Raw genomic sequence first — 22,302 nt, 5'->3', positions numbered from 1 at the left:
TATAAGTTAAGGTAACAAAGTACTATTAACAAAGAAGGCGAATTAATTGTATCCTTATCAAACAGTTTTTGAAAATCATCTATTTCAACAGAAATTAGCCAGTTCGACTATTCTCAGCTACCGGCATGATTTACTTAACTTTTTCACCGCAATGACCAATAAATTAGAAACTACTGAGCCCGACCAAATTACCACATCTGATTTGCGGGAATATTTTTTTCAAATGAAAAAAGCCGCTTCCATTACGGATACGACTTACAATAAAATTTTATCTCATTTAAATCAATACTTTATTTTTCTCTTCCAAGCTAATTTGATTTCTTCTTTGCCAACACTTAGTTTGAAAGGTGCCGCTATTAAATCTGCTGCAATTATGCCAATTAATTGGTCAAATCAATTGCCTGTCTTATTAAGCAACTCGGAATTATCATTTTATACACGGCTAGCCTTACTTTTAATTGCACACTTTTATGCTGCAACTGAATTTCTTCAACCCGGTTTTTATTTAATCTGGCAAATTGAAAAACTAACCGCAGCTGAACAGTCCTTTATGCAGCAATTTGAAAAATTTCACCAACCGCTTTGTCAACGACAAAATAGCTCGGAATTATTTCTTAAGCAGCGTCACTCTAACAATCCCAGTTTAACTTTGCCAGCGTTACATAAATACTTGCAGCGTGATCAGGATCAAGTTGCTTTCCCGTTGACTCCCCAAAAATTGCGAACAGCAGCTATCTGTAACTTCTTGCAAAAAAATCGGCAGTTAACAAATCAAACTTGCTGCCGACAGTTACATTTAGATTTAAATTCCCTTAACTATTATCGTTTGCTTAGTTTTTCAACTGAAACAACTAAACAAGTTTAAAAATCATCTGTCAATTCTGCTTGTAAATCAAGCATTTCTAAATCATTAGGAACTATTTGTAAATATTTTTTTACTGCCTGTTTCGCTAGATTTAAATTGCCTGCCCGGCGAGCTAATGGGGCCAATTCCTGCCAATAGGCGGCATTACTGGCTAAATCTGTTTGAACTGCCTGGTAGCATTCTAAGGCAGCTTGGTCTTTTTCAACTGCTGCATAAGCTCGACCTAAATTCAAAGTTAATTGTGGATCACTCAATGTTTGATTAACCTTTTTTAAAAAATCGATTTCTTCAGAAAAGCGTTTTTGCTGCTGAAGCAGCTTACTCAATTCTGTAATTAGTTGCAAATTATCTTCATCAAAAGCTAACGCTTGGCGTAAATATTTTTCAGCTAGATCTGCTTGTTGCATTTTCAAAGCTAAGCGACTAGCTTGTAAATATAAGTTACTATTGTACTGGTCTACTCGTAATCCTTCTTGGGCTGTCAAGAGTGCTTCTTTTAGTTGACCCACTTGTTCATAAGCGGCCGCTAAAACTGGATACAAGGTTGTGTAGTCGGGTACACTTTCTTTTAGTTTATTAAAACTTTTAATCGCATCTTCGTAATGCTTTAATTCATACTGAGTAAAGCTCAATTGAAATAGACTATCAGGTGCTAGATCTTCTGGATGAATTTGTTCTAAATATCCTAGTGCCTGTTCAAATCTTCCACTCTCAGCGTAACAAGCACCCACTCTTTGAACCAAGTTTACTTGTGCAATAACTAACTGACCGGTCTTTAACAAATCAAGGTAAAAGGATAATGCTGAGCGATAGTTTTTCATATCATAATATAATTCTGCTAGTCCAAAATTGACAGCTGTCTCAGTTGGAGCAATTTTGTGTGCTAATAAAAGTTTATGTTCACTTGCCTCAAATAATCCTTGTGTCTGATATAAATCAGCCGCAACCAATAACGCCGTTAAATAAGCCGGTGAACTCGCTTTAACTGAGCTCAAATAGATTAAAGCTTGATCGTCTTGCCCATTGTTAATGGCAATTTCTGCTAAACTAGTCTTTAATTGATCTTCCTCGGGAAACTGTTCCAGTAATTGTTGATATATTTTTCGAGCCCAATCAGAAAAACCCAGTTCCAATAAACTTTCTGCTAACTCAAATAAATTTTCGGCCGGATCTTTAGTTAAGGCCTGATCTAATTCTTGCTCTGCTTGATCATGGTTACCAACTTTGATCAGCGTGAGCACTTTTTTAGAATGTGTCATATTTAAAACCTCTTCTTTTTAAACCGATCAAAGATATAAAAAAGCCGGAACAGAAGTCCCGACTTTGACGAAATAAGTAAGTATTCATGCTGCTTTATTTAACAGCATCCTTTAAAGCTTTTCCTGGCTTAAATGCAGGTACTTTGCTTGCTGGAATTTGAATTTCTTTACCGGTCTGCGGGTTACGGCCTTTACGGGCTGCACGTTCACGTACCTCAAAGTTACCAAATCCGATTAATTGAACTTTTTCGCCTTGCTTCAAAAGATCTTGAATTGTATCAAGAACAGCATCAACAGCTGATGTTGCATCTTTTTTGGTTAGACCTGTTTTTGTTGCAACAGTATCGATCAATTGTGCTTTGTTTGCCATGGTTTCACCTCCCCAACAGAAGAATAATTGTTATTTCAAATGAAATAACGAAACAATGACTAACAAATCATTATCTCTGTTAATAAGATAGCATATAAAGCCTAACATAACAAGGTTTTCGTCCTGCTTTTTATTCAATTCGCGGTTAAAAATATCTCATAAAGTACAAATTAAAATAAGTTTAAATTAATAGTGTCATTTTCCACTATAATCATCAATTATTTTCTCTTTCGAGCAATTAAATGCAATGGAGTTCCTTGAAAGTCAAATGATTCTCGAAATTGATTACGTAAATAACGTTCATAAGAGAAATGAACTAATTCAGGATCATTAACGAAAATCACGAAAGTTGGCGGTTTAATCGCAACTTGCGTGCCATAGTAAACCTTTAATTTTTTGCCATTTTCTGTCGGTGTTGGATTGCGGGCGATCGCATCCATTAAAACATCGTTCAAAACTGCTGACTTAATTCGGCGCTGTTGATTCTCAGAAACACGCTTAATTAGTTTAGGCAACTGGTTTAGCCGCTGTTTGGTGGTCGCTGAAACAAAAATTATTGGAGCATAATCAAGATACTGAAATTCTTGACGAATCATTTTTTCGAATTCTGTCATTGTGTAACTATCTTTTTTTACCGCGTCCCATTTATTAACTACAATAATAATCCCACGGCCTGCTTCATGTGCATAACCAGCAACTTTTTTATCTTGTTCCCGAATTCCAGTTGCGGCATCCAGAACCACTAAAACTACATCGGAACGATCAATTGCTCGTAAAGCGCGTAGCACGGAATACTTTTCTGTATTTTCATAAACTTTCCCACGTTTTCGAATTCCCGCTGTATCAATAACTGTAAATTGCTCACCATTATCGGTTTCAAAAGGTGTGTCAATTGCATCACGCGTTGTTCCCTCAATGTTAGAAACAATTACTCGATTTTCACCTAAAATGGCGTTAACGAGCGATGATTTACCAACGTTGGGACGACCAATAAAGCTGAAATTAATTGTCTCGCTGTCTGATTCAACCGTCTTTTGTGGAAAGTAATGACAAACCTTTTCCAGCAAGTCTCCTAAACCGATTCCATGTGAACCCGAAATCGGTAAAGGATCTCCCAATCCTAAGGAATAAAAATCATAAATTTCAGCACGCATTTCCGGGTTATCAACTTTATTAACGGCAACAATCACCGGTTTATCGGTTTGATAAAGTATTCGCGCGACTTTTTCATCAGCGTCCGTAATTCCCTCTTTGATACTGACAATTAAAATAATAACATCGGCTTCATCAATCGCTATTTCAGCTTGTTCTTGAATTTGTGTAACAAATGGTTCGTCGCCTATATCAATTCCACCGGTGTCAATCAAACTAAAGCGTTGGCCCAACCATTCACTGTGCGCATAAATACGATCGCGGGTCACTCCAGGAGTGTCTTCAACAATTGAAATTCTTTCACCCGCAATACGATTAAAAATTGTTGATTTACCAACATTAGGTCGACCAACAATTGCAACAACCGGATCACTCACTTGATCCCCTCCTTCAAATTTATTCTCAAAAAAAGCCGGTCCAAAAGAACACTGCCTTTTGCACCAGCTAAAACTAATTAGTAATTTAAATTACTTATCGCTATCTTTCAATTCGTTACCAACCAAATCACCTAAAGTAAAACCAGTACTTTCTTCAGGTGCATCTGTAACAGCAGGTTTAGCAGTTGAACGTTTCTTATTTTCATTAGTACCAGCTGCTGGTTTTTCTTCTAAAGCCTTAATTGAAAGTCCCAAACGATGTTCTTCTGGATGAACAGTTAAAACCTTAACTTTGATTTTTTCTCCAGAAGTCAAAACTTCATTTGGAGTAGCAATATGTTTGTGTGAAATTTGTGAAATATGAACTAATCCTTCAACTCCAGGGAATACTTCAACAAAAGCTCCAAAACTCGTTAAGCGTTTGACAGTTCCTTCAATCACGTCACCTTCAGCAACTTCTTCAGTAACCTTATCCCATGGCTGAGGTAAAGTCTGTTTGATTGATAAGGAAATTCGTTCTTTTTCTGGATCTACTGCTAAAACCTTAACTTTGACAGTTTGACCAACTTTTAGTACATCGCTTGGTTTGTCAACTCGTTCAAATGCAATTTCAGAAACATGAACTAAACCATCAACACCGCCAAGATCGACAAAAGCACCAAAACTTGTTAAACGGGCAACTTTGCCTTCAACAACATCTCCAGCGGTTAATTGGGCCATTGTTTCAGCTTTTTTAGCTTCACGTTGAGCTTTAACAATTTCTTTATGTGATAAGATTAAACGGTTTTCACTTGGTTCAATTTCAACAATTTTTAATTCAAGTGTCTGACCTTTATATTGATTAAGATCCTCCACGAAATGGTCTTCAATCATTGAAGCCGGAATAAAGCCACGTACACCAGCATCAACAACTAAACCACCCTTAACAACTTGAGTTACTGGAGCAGTAATTGTCTCGCCTGCTTCAAATTTTTTCTCAATTTCGTCCCAAACTTTACGTGCTTCCAAGCGACGCTGTGAAAGTAAGTAACTGCCGCCTTCTTTGTCGGAACCAATTTTTGAAATAACAACCAAGTCAAAGACATCACCAATCTTAATTGCATCTTCAACATCTTCTTCAGGTTTGTTACTTAACTCTTTAAAAGGAACAACCCCTTCAACACCGGTGCCTTCAATACCAACAATTACTTGTTTGTTATCATCAAGTGCTAGAACTTCACCCTTAACAACGTCACCAATCTTAACTTCATTTACACTGTTTAGTGCCTCTAATAAATCCTTGTTTGCATCTGCTTCACTCATGGACCATGTCCTCCTTAACGACTAACTCTAATTACTATTTTAGCTGAAATCAAACATAAATTCCAGTTAAATTGCTTTTTTCAATCAAATTACTTGCTTTTTTTAATAATTTCCATAATTTTGGTAACCACTTGCTCAATTGTTAGACTAGTTGTGTCTAACTTGACTGCGTCTTCAGCCTGAACTAGCGGTGAAATCAAGCGATTGGAATCTTTTTTATCTCTTAAAGCTATCTCTTTCTCAAGATCAGCTAAAGTAATTCTGATTCCCTTGGCTTGATCTTCGCGGTAACGTCTTAGTGCACGTTCTTTTACACTTGCCACTAAAAAGATCTTAACTTCGGCAGCTGGCAAAACAGTCGTTCCAATATCGCGACCATCCATAACAATTCCACCATTCAAAGCTAAATTTTGTTGCTGTTTGGTCAAAGCTTCCCGAACACTGACTTGCGCAGCAACTGTTGAAACATTTTGACTGATTAACGGCAAACGAATCGCTTCGGTTACATCCTGACCATTAACAAAAACTTTTTGTTCAGTGGCTGTTGGCTTAAAAGTAATTTTCAAGCCACTCAGCAGTTCTTTTAGGGCAACATCATCATCTAATGAGACATTTTTTTGGAGTGCTGCCCAAGTAACTGCTCGATACATCGCACCAGTATCACAATATATATAATCCAACAAATGCGCAACTTTTTTGGCAACAGTACTCTTACCAGCTGATGCTGGGCCGTCAATTGCAATCTGTAATTTAGTTCCCATTATAAAAAAACTCCCTTAACCTGCTGTAACAGTTTATTTAATTCTAACTTGCTGCCCCGGCGATAAAACCGAACTTTCAGTCAATCCCGGATTTAACTGGATTAATTCAGCAACTGTTAATCCGTTATTAACCGCAACTCGGTAAATTCCTTGACCAGATCCCACCTCAGCATATTTAGCACCACTACTTGTCGAGGATGTTTGTTCCTGTTCCGAAACCGAACTACTAGAACTGCTTACTTCAGTAGTTGAGCTACTTGTTGCCGTTGTTTGATCATCATTTTCGGCTGTAGTATCGGTAGTCGAGCTGGCAGCTGTTACGTTACTTTGAGTCTGACTTTCAGCTGATTTTTTTTTCTGGCTGCTTTTTTTGACCGCTGTTTGGCTGTTGGAACTGCTTGATTTTTTTTTCTTGGAAGATTCTACAATTCCCACGCTGCTACCATTACTGCTGTTGCTGGTCTTGGCACTATTTTGTGAAACAAAGTAAAGTGCGACCGTTCCAATAATAATTGCAATAAAAATTACCAGTAACGAGGTAGTTAACACTGAACTTGCTTTAACTTTTTTCCGACTAGCCGTCCGTGAATAGTTACCATCATCATCACGTCCATCGGCAAAAGTGCGATCCCAGGGCTTTGATTGTTGATCATCATCCTTGCGATTCATCGTTACTCCCTCCTAAAACAAAAGATACTTTATTTTACCATAATTCTGTTCTTCTCACATAAATAAGTCATCGTTGTGAATCAAAATTCAAAAACATTTTTTTTAATAGCTGCTGATAACTGAGCATTTTATTAGTCTTAACTGACTTTTTAAGGTTTGAACGTCGCAAATTTAGTTTATCTAAATCAAGTGGTTGTTCAGCTAACTGACAGCATTTGCTATCATGCTGGATAGAACTGCCTGCTTCACCAAAGTAGTGACAGATAAATTGCCGCCGACAAGTCGTCAGTTTTAAGTAAGTCTCCAAACTGCTTAACTGTTGACGTTTTTGCTGTCTTCGCTGATCAAACAATTGCTGTTGTCGTTCGACATTCCAACCTCGAGTTGCATAAAAATCAATCAACTGATAATTTGTTTCATTTTGAATCAGATATTGCCGTTGTTGCTTAGTTGCCGTTTGATAGTTTTTCAACTCGTTAGGTTGGGGCAAATTTGAAAAACTTAATTGCCGTTGCCGACCAAAATCTTCCGGTGAATATAACAAAATTGCAATGCTTTGTTGACCATCACGACCCGCACGGCCAATTTCTTGTAAATAGCTTTCCAAGTCAGTTGGTAAATGGTAGTGGATAACATACCGCACGTTTTTTTGATTAATTCCCATTCCAAAAGCACTGGTAGCACAAACAACATCCAAATTTCCCAACATGAATTGCTGTTGAACAGCAAAACGTTCTTGTTGAGTTAGTTCAGCGTGATAGGCGGCGGCATTTAAATCAGTAACTTTTGAAATTAGCTGAGCAAATTTTTCGGTTGCTTTACGGCTAGTAAAATAAACTAATCCCGGTGTTTTTAATTGTTGGATTAAATAAATCAATTTTTCATTTTTTTTGACAATATTTTCCGCTGGTTCAACTGCCAAATAAATATTAGGTCGATCAACTGATTGCTCAATTACTGTAGCCTGCTCATCTGCAGTAAATAATAAGTTACAAATATCTTTTTTTACCCGTGGTGTTGCAGTAGCCGTTAAAGCTAGTGTTAGTGGTTGCTGTAGTTGTTGGCGCAAAAAACCTAGTTGCAAATATTCCGGACGAAAATCCGGACCCCATTGAGAAATACAATGAGCTTCATCAATTACTAACAAACCTAACTTTAGACGCTGCAACTGACGAAGCATTGCTGGCTGTAAAGCCATCTCGGGTGAAATAAAAATAAAATGATACTCAGCTAAATGCCGCAAAACAAATCTTTTTTCTTGTTTAGATAACATTGAAGTCAATGCAGCCGCTTGATGTTCACCAATATACTTTAATTCCTTGACTTGATCTTGCATCAAAGAAATCAATGGTGAAATAACCAAGACTGGTTGTTTAGTCATCAAGCCATATAATTGATAGCAAAGTGATTTACCAGTACCTGTTGGAAGAATTGCCACCGCGCAATGTTGCTCTCCTAAAGCCATCAAAGTGTCACTTTGACCTAGTTTGAAAGATTGATAGCCAAAATAGCGCTGCAAACCCGCTGACAATTCACTTTTTGTTAACAAGGAGGTTGCCTCCTTTCTTTTGTTTTAATTGCTGAATTTGAAATAAGCGAAATTGAAAAAATGGAATTCCTAACTGGTTAACAACTTGATAATTCCAATTTACTAAATCAGATTGCGGAAATGAAACGAGCAATTGTCGTTGAATCTCAGTTGACAATATGTGTTGATACGGAAAATCGTTTTCAAAAATAGCAGCTTCCAATAAATGTTCTTGAATAGTACTAACTTTAAGTTTCCTTTGACGGGCAATCTCTGCTACCGTTTGCCGCTTTAAAAACAATTGATAACTGCGGACACTGCTCGCCGTTAAGCGACTTGGCAAACGAAAAAGTTTTATCAATTCTTGCCAAGCAGGCCCTTGAGTCAGAAGCTTTTCTGCTAACTGTAGTGAAAAATCACTCAATAAACAATTTAATTCTCCAACTGTCCACCCGGTTTGCTGTTGTAGCTGCAACAGTGTTTGTCCCGCAACTTGATGACCGGAAAACATATTTAAAAAAACATCAGCAACGAGCTGGGGTTTTTGAATCAGGAATGTTGTTAACGTCTGTACAAATTCTTGTTGCAACTGTTGCCTAGAAAAATGTCGCAACCAACGCTTTAACCAGTATTGCAATTGTGGATCAGTAATATTAACGTAATAATGCGGATTATGATAAGTCATTTCTGAAAAAACTTGGATTAATAATGCCAGCATTTTCTCCCAAGCTCTAACTTGGTATTGTTGAACTAATAGCGGTGCTTGCCGCCAGTAGTGAATTGCTTGATATTTTTGCCATTGCTGAAATCCACTAGGAGTCAAAATCACTCCATTTTCAACTACTTTTAGACTTTCTGAATGTTGCAACTGATCAATTTGTTGTTCAAAATAAACTTTATTCAAGTTGGGCGCAACTGCAAGCCAATCAAGCAACTGATATTCTAATCCCCAAAATAAGTTAGAAACAGTTCTTTTGTTAATTAGTAATTGTCTAATAACTACTGGACGTCGGGCTTGAACAGTTGAAAAAAAATACAAAATTCGTTGATCTGCCATTATACTCTGTCCTTTCGGATAAAAGTCCTAACTTAATTATACGTTAGCAACTAATTTTTTTCACAAAAAAACAGCCCTTAGAGCTGGCTGAATTTTAATTTTGTATTTAACGGTTATTATTTAGCGAATGATCCGCAATCCAAAAACGCATCCGGGAAAATAACAACCAAAATGCAGTTCCGACTAACACACCTTTAATTAAATTAAAGGGAACTACTCCAAACAACACCAATTTACTTAATGGTAAGGACAATTTCATTCCTAAAACACTCATATAGAGTGGTGTAATAATTAACCAATTAGCTAATGACAAAACAAATGTCAGTAATAAAGTCGCAGATAAAATTGTTACTAGAATATTCTTTAAATTGGGTGTTTGATCGCGACGCAACAAGTAATAAATTGGTAGGCAAAAAAGTAGGGTTGCTGCAAAACTTGTGGCCACTCCGATTAATTGAGCAATCGATGGTCCAGAAATTAAAAAGTAAAGCAGTGAACGAATTAACGCAATTTCTATCCCGCCCATTGGTCCTAATAAAAACATTCCTAGCAAAATTGGCAAATCAGAAAAATCGATTTTCATATAAGGAACAATTGGAATTACCGAAAACGCTAAAAACATTAACAAATAAGAAATGCCTGCCAAGCAAGCCGCCAAAACATATTTCCTAGTAGCAGTAACCACCATCATAATGACCTCCTGATGAGTTCATCTCCGGGCACTTATCAATTGTCGAAAAAAAAACTCTGTTGATCAGCGGCGACCAACAGAGTTTATTTGTCTATTCTCAAATAAGCCCTATCTTCTTTATCCAGACTATACTGTCGGCACTGGAATCACACCAGTTCAACTACATCACTGTAGGTCGCGGCCTATTACCGCCGGTCGGGAGTTGCACCCTGCCCCTGAAGATAAACTACTATTAAATTTATAAAATAAGTGTAACATAAAAAATAACATAGAGCAAGCTTATTTTTTAATCAGATTCCGCAAACGTTCAATTTCATTACCCGTTAAACGACGATACTGTCCCGAAACTAACCCCGTTAAATCAAGAAATCCATAACGTTCACGTCTCAATTTATTAACTGGATGACCAATGGCTGCAAACATTTTCTTCACTTGATGATTACGTCCTTCATGAATTGTTAACTGCCACAAAGAATTGTCCTTTTTGATGGCAATTTTTTTAATTCTTGCCGGCGCTGTTTTACGACCATCAATCATGATTCCTTTTTCTAGTTGCTGCAACTGCTCTTTAGTTGGAATGCCCTTAACTTTGGCTAAATATGTCTTTGCAACTTTGAAACGAGGATGCATCATTTGATTAGCCAGTTCACCATCATTCGTTACTAACAAAATTCCAGATGTATCATAATCTAAGCGACCGATCGGGTAAATTCTTTCGGTTACCTCTGGAAAGTAATCAACCACAACTTTCCGATGATGATTATCAGTAACTGCTGAAATTACACCACGAGGTTTGTAAAACAAGTAATAATCTTTTTTCTCTTGTTCAATTAATTTTCCTTCAACTTGAATTGCATCATCATTTGAGACTTTCGTTCCTAATTCACGAATAATTTCACCATTAACTTTAACTTTTCCTGCTAAAATTAACTTTTCCGATGCTCTTCTTGAAGCTACTCCTGCCTCAGCCATCACCTTTTGCAATCTTTCTTTAGCTTTCAATTATTTCTCCTCTTTATCTTCTGCTGGTTCGACTAAATCATTAAAACGAGCCAACAAATCATCAGTTTCTAATGGTAAATCAAGCTGTTCAGCTTGTGGAAATGGCGGTAATTCTTGCAATGAATGTAAGCCGAAACGATCCAAAAAAAATTCTGTTGTCGCATAAACAATCGGTCTGCCGGGAACCTCAAGTCGCCCTGCTTCGGTAATTAAATCCAATAATAACAGACGTTTCAAGGCTCCATTTGCGCCTACACCACGAATCTCTTCAATATCTGCTCGAGTCACAGGTTGCTTATAAGCTATAATGGACAAAGTTTCCATTGCTGCTCGAGATAAAGATACTTGGTTGGGAATTGCAAAATAGTTCTCTAACAATGGTGCATATACACTTTTAGTTGTTAGCCGGACTCGTTCATCAGTCATATGTAACTTGAGACTACTTGTCGAATCAACTTGATATTTTTTTTTCAATTCATCTAACTGTGCAAAAACCGCTGGCTTAGCTAAGCCAGTCAAATTTGCTAACTCGCTAGGAGTAATTCCTTGATCCCCACTGACAAAAAGTAAAGCTTCAATTTTAGCCAAATTTGATGTCATTTTGAATTATTAGACTCCCTTCAACTTGATTGGGCCTAAATCCGTTTCTTGCCTAACTTCAATTTGGCCACGTTTGATTAATTCAAGTAATGCCAAAAAAGAAGTAACAACTTGTTCTAAGATTACATCATCCGCACGAAACAATTCATCAAAAGTTAGCCAACCTACTCGTTTAGCTACTTGCTTGCCCAATCGTTCTATCTCGCCTTCAATAGTGAATTTTTCTGAATGGACATGACGTACACGTTTCAATTGTTGCCGTTGGCGCTGACGAAGTAATACCTGCCCAAAATAATGCTCAAGTTCAGAAATTTTCAATTGTTTTTTTAATAGTAATTTTTGGCTAGCTAGTGGAACCTCAGCTGGGGCCCGCGAATAATCACACTGACGTTTCTCAGCCAATTCTTGTAATTTTTGAGCCGTTAATTGAAAGCATTGGTGAGCTAATAATTGTTCAACTAATTCCTGCCGTGGATCAAGTTGATCATCGACCGGTGGATCTAGCTCCTCATGCTGTGGTAACAGCAAGCGACTTTTAATACTCAACAATGTGGCCGCCATAACTAAATACTCACCAGCAATGTCTAAAGAAAGCGACTGCATTTGATGTAAGTAATCCAAATATTGCGAAGTAATCGCAGAAATTTGAATGTCGTAAATATCCATCTGATTTTGTTTAATCAAATGCAGTAATAAATCAAGTGGACCTTCAAAAGCAGCTAACTTGAAAGTCAGCTGCTTAGACTGTTTAGTAGTCTCCATGATGCTGTTCCCACTTTGAAATTAATCCGGCCGTTTCCATACTGCCCATCATTTTTCGATTTGGATATAATTGATCTAAAGCATCAAGCATTTGAAAGCTGACACCCTCATTGCGTTCCGCTGGTGAAATTGCAATATGCCGCACCATTAAAATTTCGGTTGAGATTTCTACTCCAACCACACCGACAAAATCACCATTTTGGTTTTTCCATAAGAAAAGAATTCGGTTTTCTTCTCCTTGGTACCATTGCAATTCGGCCTTTAAATGTGATAATTCCTTTAAATCCGGAATAAAGGATAACAATCCCATGGCAATTTTTTGATAATCGTTCTTATACTTATACAGCATTGTAGACCTCCTATGGTCAACTGCAGCTAGCAGAATCGTAAATCCCAGCTATTTTACCATAAAATGCTGTTTCAAACAAACAAGCATTCCTCAGGCTCGTGGATGATATTGATTATAAATTCCCTGTAGCCTCTTTTTAGAAAGATGGGTATAAATCTGTGTTGTCGAAATATCCGCATGTCCGAGGAGCTCTTGAACAACTCGTAAGTCAGCTCCATTTTCCAAAATATGCGTTGCAAAGGAGTGTCTGAGAGTATGCGGAGTAACATCTTTCTGAATTCCAGCTGCTCTAACTAACTGCTTAAGGTTCTTCCAGACACCCTGACGTGTCAAACCACGGCCATGATGGTTTAAAAAAACAAATTTCGAACGTTGTTTTCCCAATAGTTTTGGTCGGGCTTCAGTTAAATAAAGTTCAACCCACTTAACAGCCTGGGAACCTAACGGAACAATCCGTTCTTTTTGACCCTTTCCAAGAGTTTGCAACAATCCCAAGCTTAAGTGCAAATCTGCCAATTTTAAATGGACCAACTCACTGACACGCAGACCCGTCGCATACATAACTTCAAGCATTGCACGATCGCGTAAGCCCAGTATCTTAGTCGTATCAGGTGTCTTTAATAATTGCTCAACCTCAGCAACCGACAACACCTCTGGCAAATGTTCTCTTTTTTTGGGTGAATCGATCAACAACATCGGATCTTTCTTGATAACTGCTTCTTCGGTCAAATATTGAAAAAACTTGCGCAAGCTAGTAACCGAACGAGTAATTGAACTGGCAGTTTTTCCTTGCTGCATTTCAAATTGCAAAAAATTTAAAATTAAATCCCGGGTTACAGTTTGATAATCCGTTAGTTGTTGTTCACGCAAATAATGATTAAATTGTTTTAAATCATTTCCATAGCTGGCAATGGTATTATCAGTTAAGCCACGCTCAACTTTTAAATAGTGCAAGTAATCTTTAACCAGATTATCGATAACTACCACCTCTATTGCAGATGCCGCTGCCGTTTTGCCCGACATTTGGCACAAACACCCAAAAAGGTTAAACGATGGTCAGCAACTTCAAAACCATACTTTTCTTTAACCTTCATTTCAACATCAACTAAGAGATCTTCATGAATCTCTTCAACTGCTCCGCAAATTTGGCACAAAAGATGATGATGAAAGTGTCCAGAATCTTCCGTCCGTAAATCATACCTAGTAATTCCATCTTCAAAACTAACGCGATTAACAATTTTTAGCTCAGCTAGAACTTCTAATGTTCGGTAAACAGTTGCCAATCCAATTTCTGGCTCAGCCTCTTTGACTTTAGCAAATAACTCTTCAGCTGAAAGATGACTCTCATGTAGTCGAACTAGCGTCTTTACGGTTGCCCGTCTTTGCGGTGTTAATTTTAAACCAGCTTGATGAAGCTTTTTTTCGATCTGGCCGAGTTCTTCTGGCTGTAGCACCAAGTCGATCACTTCTTTCTTTTGCCTATTTGTCAATTGATTTCAAAAAAATTTGGCCATCTTTTTGTTCAATTAGACCATTCTTCAATAAATGTCCAACAGCACGTTTAAATTGACCTTTACTAATTCCAAAGTAGCTTTTAATCTCAGCTGGAGAACTTTTATCCCAAAATGGTAAACTCCCACCTTGATGTTCTAAAGCTGCAACTAGCATTGCTGCATCCTCTCCAATTGCCTCATAAGCCCGCGGTCGTAATGAAATATTTAAGAGGCCATCTGGTCGAACACCAATTACTCGTGCCTTCATTTGTTCACCCAAGCGTGGCTCTCGATCGCGTTCACTTGGATGTATAAAGCCTAGTTGAAAATCGGGTGTAATTACTAATGTGCCCGCTAATTTTAACCGGTAAGCAGTAACTGTTACATCTTGATTCATCATTGTTGGTTCTGCTTTAACTGCTAACTGTTGGAAAACTTCAGCAGTAGCTAACGTTCCCCACATCCGATCTTTATGATCCAATGTCAAAGCAACCATCAAGTGGTCATGTTCTTTAGGCCAAAGATTATGTTGTTCTGGCAGTTCATCCAATGAAACTGCCAGATCTTTATTCGGCAAGCCAATATCAACGAAAACTCCTAAATCGCGTCGGACCGCTACTACTTCACCGAAAGCATATTGATTAATTCCAACTGCTGGAATTTTAAAAGTCATTTGTAGCTGATGATCTTCATTCTCATAAACAAAACCTTTAACAATGTCACCAAGTTCTAAATGATTTTCAACTTCCGTTTTTGTTAATCGACAAGTTAACGCTTCAACTTGCACAAAATACGCCGTTTGATTTTCATCAGTAACTTTAGCCTCAACAACTCGTCCTAAGACTTCTTTTTTCAATTAAATTTCCTCCAATTAAAGAAAAACTATTAGTTAATTCCAATATGTAAAATTGAAATAATACAATACGTAATACCTGAAGCAATCACAGGACCAGCAGCTACACCATTTAATAAAACAACACCCAAAATCGTTCCAAAAAGCAAAGCTACTGTTACTTGAGGAGTCGCCGCTAAAAGCGAAACCCCTTGTCTTGACAAAACTGCCACTAAAACTCCACAAGCTAAAGCAATTAATCCAGCTGGGCTTTTAAAAACACTAATTAAATCAGCAAAGCCAATTTTCCCAGTTGCTATCGGAATTAAAATTGCAACTGAAATAATTGTAACTCCCCAATTTATTCCCTTTCCTTCAATCAAAGTCATTAATTTGCCACTAAATGGAATAGCCTTTAACAATAAGACGACTCCAGCAGCGATCACTAATGATGAATTTTTGGCAATTAAAGCAATTGCCAAAATGATTCCTAAAAAAATCCAACTCTCCATTTTTTCACCTCTTGTTCATTTTAACTGAAAGTTCTTCAAAATACCATTTTCCGCAAAAAGCATTAAAAAAGAGTTGAGATTACAACAAATCTCAACTCCCTTAAAAATCAAATTTTATTTACTTGAAAGGATCAACGCTAAAGTTTAAAGTGCGTTAGAAGCCCCACGGTAAACAATTCCACGACGAGAATCAATTGTTACAACTTCCCCATCAGAAATTAATTCAGTTGCTTTTTCAGCACCAACAACAACTGGAATTCCCATTGAGATTCCAACTACTGCTGCATGTGATGTCAAGCCACCGTTTTCAACAACCAAGGCACTTGCCTTTTCGATTGCTGGTAAATAATCTTTATCAGTTGTCTTAGTAACTAAAACAGCACCTTCAACAGCTTTTTTATTAGCTTCTTCAGCAGATGTAGCAACTACCGCTTTACCAATAACTGTTTCATCACCAACACCTTGACCAGAAACTAATTTAGTTCCGATTAACTGAATCTTCATCAAGTTAGTTGTGCCTTTTTCGCCAACTGGAACACCAGCTGTAATCAAGATCAAATCTCCTTCTTTAGCAAAGCCTTCTTCCTTAGCTTTTTCAGTTGCTAAAGTGAACATTTCATCAGTTGAAGCAGGTGCTTCAGCCATTACTGGATAAACACCCCAGTTAACAGTCAAACCGCGACGAGTCCGATCATCAAAAGTAATTGCTAAAATATCAGCATCTGGACGATACTTCGAAATCATTTTAGCTGTGTGACCAGATTTTGTAGCAGCAACAATTGTCTTAATGCCTAAATTATCAGCTGTTTCAGCTACAACACGACCAACAGCTTCAGTTACATCAGTGCGGTCGAAGTCATTGATTGAGAAACGACGATGTTCACGCAAAGCATTTTCAGCTTTAACATCAATCCGTGCCATTGTAGCAACAGATTCAACTGGGTATTCACCATTAGCACTTTCACCTGAAAGCATTGTTGCATCAGTACCATCGAAAACAGCATTGGCAACATCAGATGCTTCGGCACGTGTTGGACGTGGATGTTCCTGCATTGAATCAAGCATCTGAGTAGCAGTAATAACTGGCTTGCCCAAAGCATTACATTTCTTAATTAAACTCTTCTGAACCAAAGGAACATTTTCCGGTGGAATTTCAACACCCATGTCGCCACGAGCAACCATCAAGCCATCAGAAACTTTGATAACTTCATCAAAATTATTGATTCCTTCTTGGGATTCAATTTTCGGGAAGATTTGAACATGTTCCATGTTCTTTTCTTCGAGTAACTTACGAATGTCTAAGACATCTTGTGGTTTACGAACAAAACTTGCTGCGATAAAGTTAATTTCGTGATCAAGTCCAAAGCGAATATCGTCTGAATCTTTTTCAGTGATTCCTGGTAAATTAATTGCCACACCTGGTGCATTAACACCTTTACGTGAGCCCAAAACACCTTCGTTCAGAACTTTGCAAACTAATTCATTGTTGGCACGATCAATTTTTTCAACTTGCATATCAAGCAAACCATCGTCAAATAATACGTGGCCACCTTCATGAACGTCATCGATCAATCCAGGATAAGTAACGGCAATCTTATCATGAGTACCTTCAATTGAAGCATCCATTGAAATCCGTACTTCATCACCGATTTCGAACTGGATCTTACCTTCTTTTTGAACAGTAGTCCGAATTTCAGCACCCTTGGTATCTAACATAATACCAACAGTCTTACCGGTAATTTTTTCTGCTTGATGAACTAAATTCAGTCGACCCAAATGTTCCTCGTGATCCCCGTGGGAAAAGTTAAAGCGGAAAACATTTGCTCCAGCCTCAATTAATTTTACAATTGTATCCAAATCGGAACTAGCAGGTCCAAGTGTACTTACAATCTTGGTCTTCTTCATGAATAAAATCTCTCCTTATAGAAAATTTTTAAAGACGACTTTAATGTCGAATCTTTATCTAAACTAATAGAACATAAAGTTAAAAACGCAACCTTCTATTGACATCTTGTAGTGAAACATCTGTAACGTGCTTATGATTCTCTAAAGTGTCAATAATATCAGTTGCAACTAATTTATTGTCGCGAATACCGATAGCCAAACTACCCTTACCTTCAAGGAGCAGTTTAATAGCGTAGTCTCCAAAACGACTAGCTAAAACGCGATCTTTAGCTGTTGGTCGCCCGCCACGTTGCACATGACCCAAAGTAATTGCTCGACTATCAAAGCTACCATACTGATCAAGTTTAGCTTTGAAGTCAGCTGCAGACATTACACCTTCAGCTAAAACAATTAAAGCATGATCTTTACCGTTTTTCCGGTTCAGCTTAATCTTGTCGGCAATTGCCTTAATGTCATAATCACGTTCTGGGATAACAATCGCATCTGCGCCAGCGGAAATTCCAGCCCATAATGCAATATCACCTGCACCGCGACCCATTACTTCAACGACGAATACTCGCTGATGTGAAGTTGCAGTATCATTGATCCGATCCAGTGCATCCAAGGCGGTATTAACAGCTGTATCAAACCCAATCGTAAAATCAGTTCCAGGAATGTCATTATCAATTGTTCCTGGGATGCCGACTGAATTGAAGCCATGCTGGCTCAGTCGTTCAGCACCATGATACGAGCCATCGCCACCAATAACAACTAAAGCGTCGATCCCAAATTTTTTCAACTGTTCGATTCCCTGTAGCTGAACTTTTTCTTCAGCAAATTCTGGGAAACGTGCTGAATACAAAATGGTACCGCCACGCGCGATAATTCCATCCATATCACTTGAGCTCAATTGATGAATGTCTCCAGCCACTAAACCCGCAAAGCCATAGTTAATACCATAAGCTTCCAGACCAGCTGCCATTGCTGAACGCGCAATTGCACGGATTGCAGCATTCATTCCTGAAGAATCTCCACCACTTGTTAAAATACCTATGCGTTTCATTTTTTCACCCCGTGTAAATTTAATGGAACAACACATTCTCCACCGCTTATATTAACACTTTTAGGAGCACTTGTCTTGTAAATTCTTAAATTAAATTCAGTTTATCACAATATCTTTTCATTCATTTTCATTTTTAACAACCAAATTTTCTTTTCCAATCATTTTAACTAATAACTGCCGTAGCTCATCCGAATCTGCTAACCAGTATTGCTTTGCTAATGCAAGCTTTTTAGCAGTTGCTTCTTCGTAAATAATAACCGGATTATTTCCTTGATAGCGACGCATTAATTGCCAAAGCTGTTGTTTCCTTTGGTCATCGAAAGCGCTTGGTAAACGTAGATAAAAAGTTTTTTTCATTGGTGTTTTCACATCGGCAGCGGCTTTCATTTGAACAGCAATTAACTGTCGCCGTTGATTGCGCTCTTGGACTTTACCCGCAATTAGATAGACCTGATTACTCTTCAAGTCGGTGGCTACTTGCCGATAAAGATTTGGAAATATAATGACTTCAATTTGGCCTGTCTGATCTTCACCGGTTAAAAAAGCCATTTGTTCGCCTTTTTTAGTGCGAATAGTCTTAATATCTTTAAGATATAGTAAAATACGAACTGATTGATCAGACTGCAGTTGAACAATTAAAGTTGTTTTTTTAGCTGCAGCTAACTTGGAATAGCGCGTAACCGGATGAGCAGAGATAAAAGTCCCTAAGTACTTTTCTTCTTGACTTAATCGTTCATTCAAATTAATTTCTGGTATTTGTTCTAATTTGGGTGCTAAAACTGCCAATAATTCAATATTATTACCACTCAATAAACGATTATCCAAAATTTTCGACAAATTATGCAGTAATGTAGCTCGCGTTTGACCAAATGTATCACCTGCTCCGCTATAAATTAAAGCTTGCAAACTATCTGTTTTCAAAAACTTTTCGGGCATTCGCTGCAAAAAGTCTTGAAAATTTTTAAAACGCCCAGCTCTTTTTCTTTCACTTAAAATTGCCCATACAAAATCCCGTCTTAGCGATCGAATCGAATTTAAGCCAAAAATAATTTGCTGGTGATTCAAACTAAAACCAAAACGGCTTAAGTTCAGATTAGGCCCATGAAGCTGAACCTTCAACTGACGTGCTTCTAAAACATATTCCTTAGTCTTATCACTATCTCCAATAACTGAACCAAGCAATGCTGCCATGAAAGCTGCTGGAAAATGACATTTTAAATAAGCTAATTCAAAAGCCATTTTTGTATAGGCAACAGCATGTGAGCGGTTAAAACCATAATTAGCAAAACGTTCAATATAATCATAAACTTTCGTAGCCGCTTCGGTTGAATACCCACGATTCTTAGCGCCTTGTATAAATTTAGTCCGCAATTGATCGATTAATGCTAACTTTTTTTTACTCATTGCCCGCCGCAAAATATCAGCCTGCCCCAGTGAAAATCCTGCCATGACAGCAGCAACTTGCATAACTTGTTCCTGATAAACAAGAATTCCATAAGTCGGACTTAGAATCGGTGCTAAGGCTTGTGCTGGATAAATAACTTGTTCTTTTTGGTGACGTCGATCAATAAAATGATCAATATTTTCCATCGGGCCCGGTCGAAACAAGGCATTAACTGCTGTTAAATCCTCAAATGATTGTGGCTGCAATCGGCGCAAAACATTCCTGATACCAGCCGATTCAAATTGAAAAACTCCAGCCGTTTGCGCCGTTTGAAAGATTCTTAAAGTTAACGGATCTGCCAACGAAATTTGATGAATATCAAAATCAACTTGATAATTTTGCTTAACTAGTTGCAATGCCCGATCTAAAACACTTAAATTGCGGAGCCCCAAAAGATCAATTTTTAAAAGTCCTAATTGCTCAACATAATCTTTTGAATACTGTGTTAAGGGCATCCCATCACTACCCACCTGCAATGGAACTATTTGACTCAAGTCTTGATCACTAAGAATGACACCAGCTGCGTGGACAGAAAAATGCCTTGGCAAGCCTTCTAAATAGCGTGCCGTTTTATAAAGCCATTGATTTTTTTCACTAGCTGCAACCTTGTCCCTTAAACGTGGCGATTGCTCAAAAGCTGCTGCTAAAGTTATCTTCAGCTGATGCGGAATCAAGCGGCTAAAGGAATTCATTTCAAATTGACTAAAGCCCAGCGCACGGCCAACGTCTCGTAATGCTTGCCGAGCCCCTAACGTCCCGAAAGTAATAATCTGGGCAACATGTTCTTTACCATACTTTTGCTGAACATATTCGATCACTTCCTGTCGGCGATTATCTGGAATATCCAAATCAATATCTGGCATTTGAACCCGTTCCTCATTTAAAAAACGTTCAAACAACAGATTGTAATACAATGGATCAACATCTGTAATTGCTAATGCATAGGCAACTAATGATCCCGCTGCTGAGCCTCTTCCAGGACCAATTACAATTTTTTCGCGATGAGCATAATTAGTGATATCCCAAACAATCAAAAAATAATCAGCAAAACCCATTCGCTTAATAACAGCTAACTCATGTTCCAAACGCTGCTGATATTTTTGATTTACAGTAGCGGTCAAATCAATTTTCCGTTCCTTTAATCCTTGAAGACACAACTGATGCAAATAACCAGCCGCAGTTTGTTGTTCAGGAACCGGATAGTGTGGCAGTTGTGGTTGGCTAAACTTCAAATTAAAATTAGCTGTTTGACAAATCTTCTCAGTTTGTGTCAATAATGCTGCCATCCCAATGTTTTGGTATGCGGATTGAACTTTTGCTGCCGGCTGTAGCCAGGCCTTAATTGTAGACTTTTCCTGTAGTTCAAAGGTTTCCAACCGCGTACCTTGACGAATTGCTTGGAGTACTTTCAAATATGCTTCATCTGCTGGATCAAGATAGTTAACTGGCTCTAATGCTGTCAACCTCAAGTGTTGCTTTTTTGCCAAGGTTTGCATAGCTTGACATAAAGGCGAACTCAATTGCGGACTCATCCCCAAAAAAAGATCTTTAGCCATAACTTTTTGTTGTAATTCAGTCAAAAAATTGACTGCTTGCTCTTGTTTACCAGTTTGTAAACTTTTAATTACCAATGAATTAGTTAATGGTGTAATCACTAATAACCCCGTCAGATGACTTTTAATCTCATCCAGTGGATACTCGACTTGATTTTCAGCAAGCAAACGATTTTTAATAGTTGAAAGCTGTAACAAGTTTTGATAACCGATTTGATCTTTAGCAATCAAGATAAGTTCATTGCCTGGATTAAGTTCTAAGGTCATTCCAATCAATGGTTTAATTTTTTGTTTTTGGCATAATTGATAAAAAGCTGCCGCACCGTACATCACGTTTCGATCAGTTAGAGCTAATGCTTGATAACCACGCTCTTTAGCTGCTGTTATCAATTCTTCTAACCGCAAAGGACTTTGGAGTAAACTGTAACAGCTGACAATCTGAATTGCACCAAACATTGGCATCACCTCTTCTTTGTTTCAATTATACCAATTTTTGAACCTTAAAAAAAACTTTTGTTGTTAAATAAAAGTGTCACAAAGCGTTTTTTTATGCTAAACTACTCTTGTACTGTGAGGTGTTGACAATGGCAAAGCAATTAATTATTTTGTTTTGGGGCTTCATTTATGGTGAAGTGATCGGTTATATCGGTGCCGCCTTAACTGGGGTGACATTTTCACCATTAGCTGATGGCTTAACTGCAATGGTCATTGGTTGGATCACCATCAACTTGTTAACGTTGTTTATTAAAGATCCAACAACTAATAAATAATGACCGA

At 37.8% G+C, this 22,302-nt stretch carries 22 protein-coding genes and 1 riboswitch; of the genes, 2 read left to right on the top strand and 20 right to left on the bottom strand.

The window, feature by feature from the left end; all coding sequences use genetic code 11:
- Positions 1–46: 46 nt before the first annotated feature.
- Positions 47–865, top strand: coding sequence for a site-specific integrase (locus G6O73_RS03755; RefSeq protein WP_057885978.1), 819 nt, complete (start codon positions 47–49; stop codon positions 863–865).
- Here the strand turns inward: G6O73_RS03755 and G6O73_RS03750 are convergent.
- The 20 genes from G6O73_RS03750 to dnaE all read right to left on the bottom strand — a co-directional run bounded on the left by G6O73_RS03750 (position 862) and on the right by dnaE (position 21,981).
- A complete protein-coding gene (locus G6O73_RS03750) occupies positions 862–2,124 on the bottom strand; it encodes a tetratricopeptide repeat protein (RefSeq protein WP_057885977.1) in 1,263 nt (420 codons plus the stop codon). The genes G6O73_RS03755 and G6O73_RS03750 overlap by 4 nt on opposite strands.
- Before the next feature lie 94 nt (positions 2,125–2,218).
- Complete coding sequence (locus G6O73_RS03745; protein ID WP_057885976.1) at positions 2,219–2,494, bottom strand: HU family DNA-binding protein; 276 nt, start codon at positions 2,492–2,494, stop codon at positions 2,219–2,221.
- Positions 2,495–2,712: 218 nt separating this feature from the next.
- On the bottom strand, positions 2,713–4,023 hold the full coding sequence (gene der / locus G6O73_RS03740) for a ribosome biogenesis GTPase Der (protein WP_057885975.1): 1,311 nt from the start codon (positions 4,021–4,023) through the stop codon (positions 2,713–2,715).
- 90 nt (positions 4,024–4,113) lie between these two features.
- Positions 4,114–5,325, bottom strand: coding sequence for a 30S ribosomal protein S1 (rpsA, locus tag G6O73_RS03735; RefSeq protein ID WP_057885974.1), 1,212 nt, complete (start codon positions 5,323–5,325; stop codon positions 4,114–4,116).
- A gap of 89 nt (positions 5,326–5,414) precedes the next feature.
- Entirely contained in the window at positions 5,415–6,086 is a 672-nt protein-coding gene (cmk, locus tag G6O73_RS03730) for a (d)CMP kinase (protein ID WP_057885973.1), read from the bottom strand.
- 33 nt (positions 6,087–6,119) lie between these two features.
- Positions 6,120–6,755, bottom strand: coding sequence for a LysM peptidoglycan-binding domain-containing protein (locus G6O73_RS03725; protein WP_057885972.1), 636 nt, complete (start codon positions 6,753–6,755; stop codon positions 6,120–6,122).
- Between the two features lie 67 nt (positions 6,756–6,822).
- Entirely contained in the window at positions 6,823–8,304 is a 1,482-nt protein-coding gene (locus G6O73_RS03720; RefSeq protein ID WP_057885971.1) for a RecQ family ATP-dependent DNA helicase, read from the bottom strand.
- Entirely contained in the window at positions 8,288–9,340 is a 1,053-nt protein-coding gene (locus tag G6O73_RS03715) for a helix-turn-helix domain-containing protein (RefSeq protein WP_057885970.1), read from the bottom strand. The genes G6O73_RS03720 and G6O73_RS03715 overlap by 17 nt, the downstream gene beginning before the upstream one ends.
- Positions 9,341–9,446: 106 nt before the next feature.
- Positions 9,447–10,028, bottom strand: coding sequence for an ECF transporter S component (locus tag G6O73_RS03710; RefSeq protein WP_083478510.1), 582 nt, complete (start codon positions 10,026–10,028; stop codon positions 9,447–9,449).
- A gap of 109 nt (positions 10,029–10,137) precedes the next feature.
- Positions 10,138–10,258: riboswitch (FMN riboswitch) on the bottom strand.
- A 52-nt stretch (positions 10,259–10,310) separates the two neighbouring features.
- Entirely contained in the window at positions 10,311–11,033 is a 723-nt protein-coding gene (locus G6O73_RS03705; RefSeq protein WP_261905966.1) for a pseudouridine synthase, read from the bottom strand.
- A complete protein-coding gene (scpB, locus tag G6O73_RS03700) occupies positions 11,034–11,633 on the bottom strand; it encodes an SMC-Scp complex subunit ScpB (RefSeq protein ID WP_057885968.1) in 600 nt (199 codons plus the stop codon).
- 9 nt (positions 11,634–11,642) lie between these two features.
- Entirely contained in the window at positions 11,643–12,395 is a 753-nt protein-coding gene (locus G6O73_RS03695; RefSeq protein WP_057885967.1) for a segregation and condensation protein A, read from the bottom strand.
- Positions 12,382–12,744 carry a GNAT family N-acetyltransferase gene (locus G6O73_RS03690; protein ID WP_057885966.1) on the bottom strand — a complete coding sequence of 121 codons (363 nt, stop codon included), beginning with the start codon at positions 12,742–12,744 and terminating at the stop codon, positions 12,382–12,384. Before G6O73_RS03690 ends, G6O73_RS03695 begins: the two co-directional genes overlap by 14 nt.
- Positions 12,745–12,834: 90 nt before the next feature.
- A complete protein-coding gene (xerD, locus tag G6O73_RS03685) occupies positions 12,835–13,767 on the bottom strand; it encodes a site-specific tyrosine recombinase XerD (RefSeq protein ID WP_083478509.1) in 933 nt (310 codons plus the stop codon).
- Positions 13,734–14,198 (bottom strand): ferric iron uptake transcriptional regulator, encoded by a 465-nt coding sequence (gene fur, locus G6O73_RS03680; protein WP_057886219.1) that lies wholly within the window; start codon positions 14,196–14,198, stop codon positions 13,734–13,736. Before fur ends, xerD begins: the two co-directional genes overlap by 34 nt.
- A gap of 25 nt (positions 14,199–14,223) precedes the next feature.
- Positions 14,224–15,093: a CvfB family protein gene (locus G6O73_RS03675; protein WP_057885965.1), complete on the bottom strand. Its 870-nt coding sequence runs from the start codon at positions 15,091–15,093 to the stop codon at positions 14,224–14,226.
- Between the two features lie 29 nt (positions 15,094–15,122).
- On the bottom strand, positions 15,123–15,581 hold the full coding sequence (locus tag G6O73_RS03670) for a DUF441 domain-containing protein (protein ID WP_057885964.1): 459 nt from the start codon (positions 15,579–15,581) through the stop codon (positions 15,123–15,125).
- 144 nt (positions 15,582–15,725) lie between these two features.
- Positions 15,726–17,486 (bottom strand): pyruvate kinase, encoded by a 1,761-nt coding sequence (gene pyk / locus G6O73_RS03665; RefSeq protein ID WP_057885963.1) that lies wholly within the window; start codon positions 17,484–17,486, stop codon positions 15,726–15,728.
- Between the two features lie 79 nt (positions 17,487–17,565).
- Entirely contained in the window at positions 17,566–18,528 is a 963-nt protein-coding gene (pfkA, locus tag G6O73_RS03660; protein ID WP_057885962.1) for a 6-phosphofructokinase, read from the bottom strand.
- 117 nt (positions 18,529–18,645) lie between these two features.
- The gene (gene dnaE, locus G6O73_RS03655; protein WP_057885961.1) at positions 18,646–21,981 is read right to left on the bottom strand and encodes a DNA polymerase III subunit alpha; all 3,336 of its coding nucleotides are present in this window, start codon (positions 21,979–21,981) and stop codon (positions 18,646–18,648) included.
- Positions 21,982–22,109: 128 nt separating this feature from the next.
- Between dnaE and G6O73_RS03650 the strand changes: the two genes are divergently transcribed.
- A complete protein-coding gene (locus G6O73_RS03650) occupies positions 22,110–22,295 on the top strand; it encodes a YjzD family protein (RefSeq protein ID WP_057885960.1) in 186 nt (61 codons plus the stop codon).
- Positions 22,296–22,302: the final 7 nt, after the last annotated feature.

The sequence above is a fragment of the Liquorilactobacillus nagelii DSM 13675 genome (assembly GCF_019444005.1).
GTDB classification, from domain to species: domain Bacteria; phylum Bacillota; class Bacilli; order Lactobacillales; family Lactobacillaceae; genus Liquorilactobacillus; species Liquorilactobacillus nagelii.
This window is presented reverse-complemented; position numbering and strand designations above follow the sequence as displayed.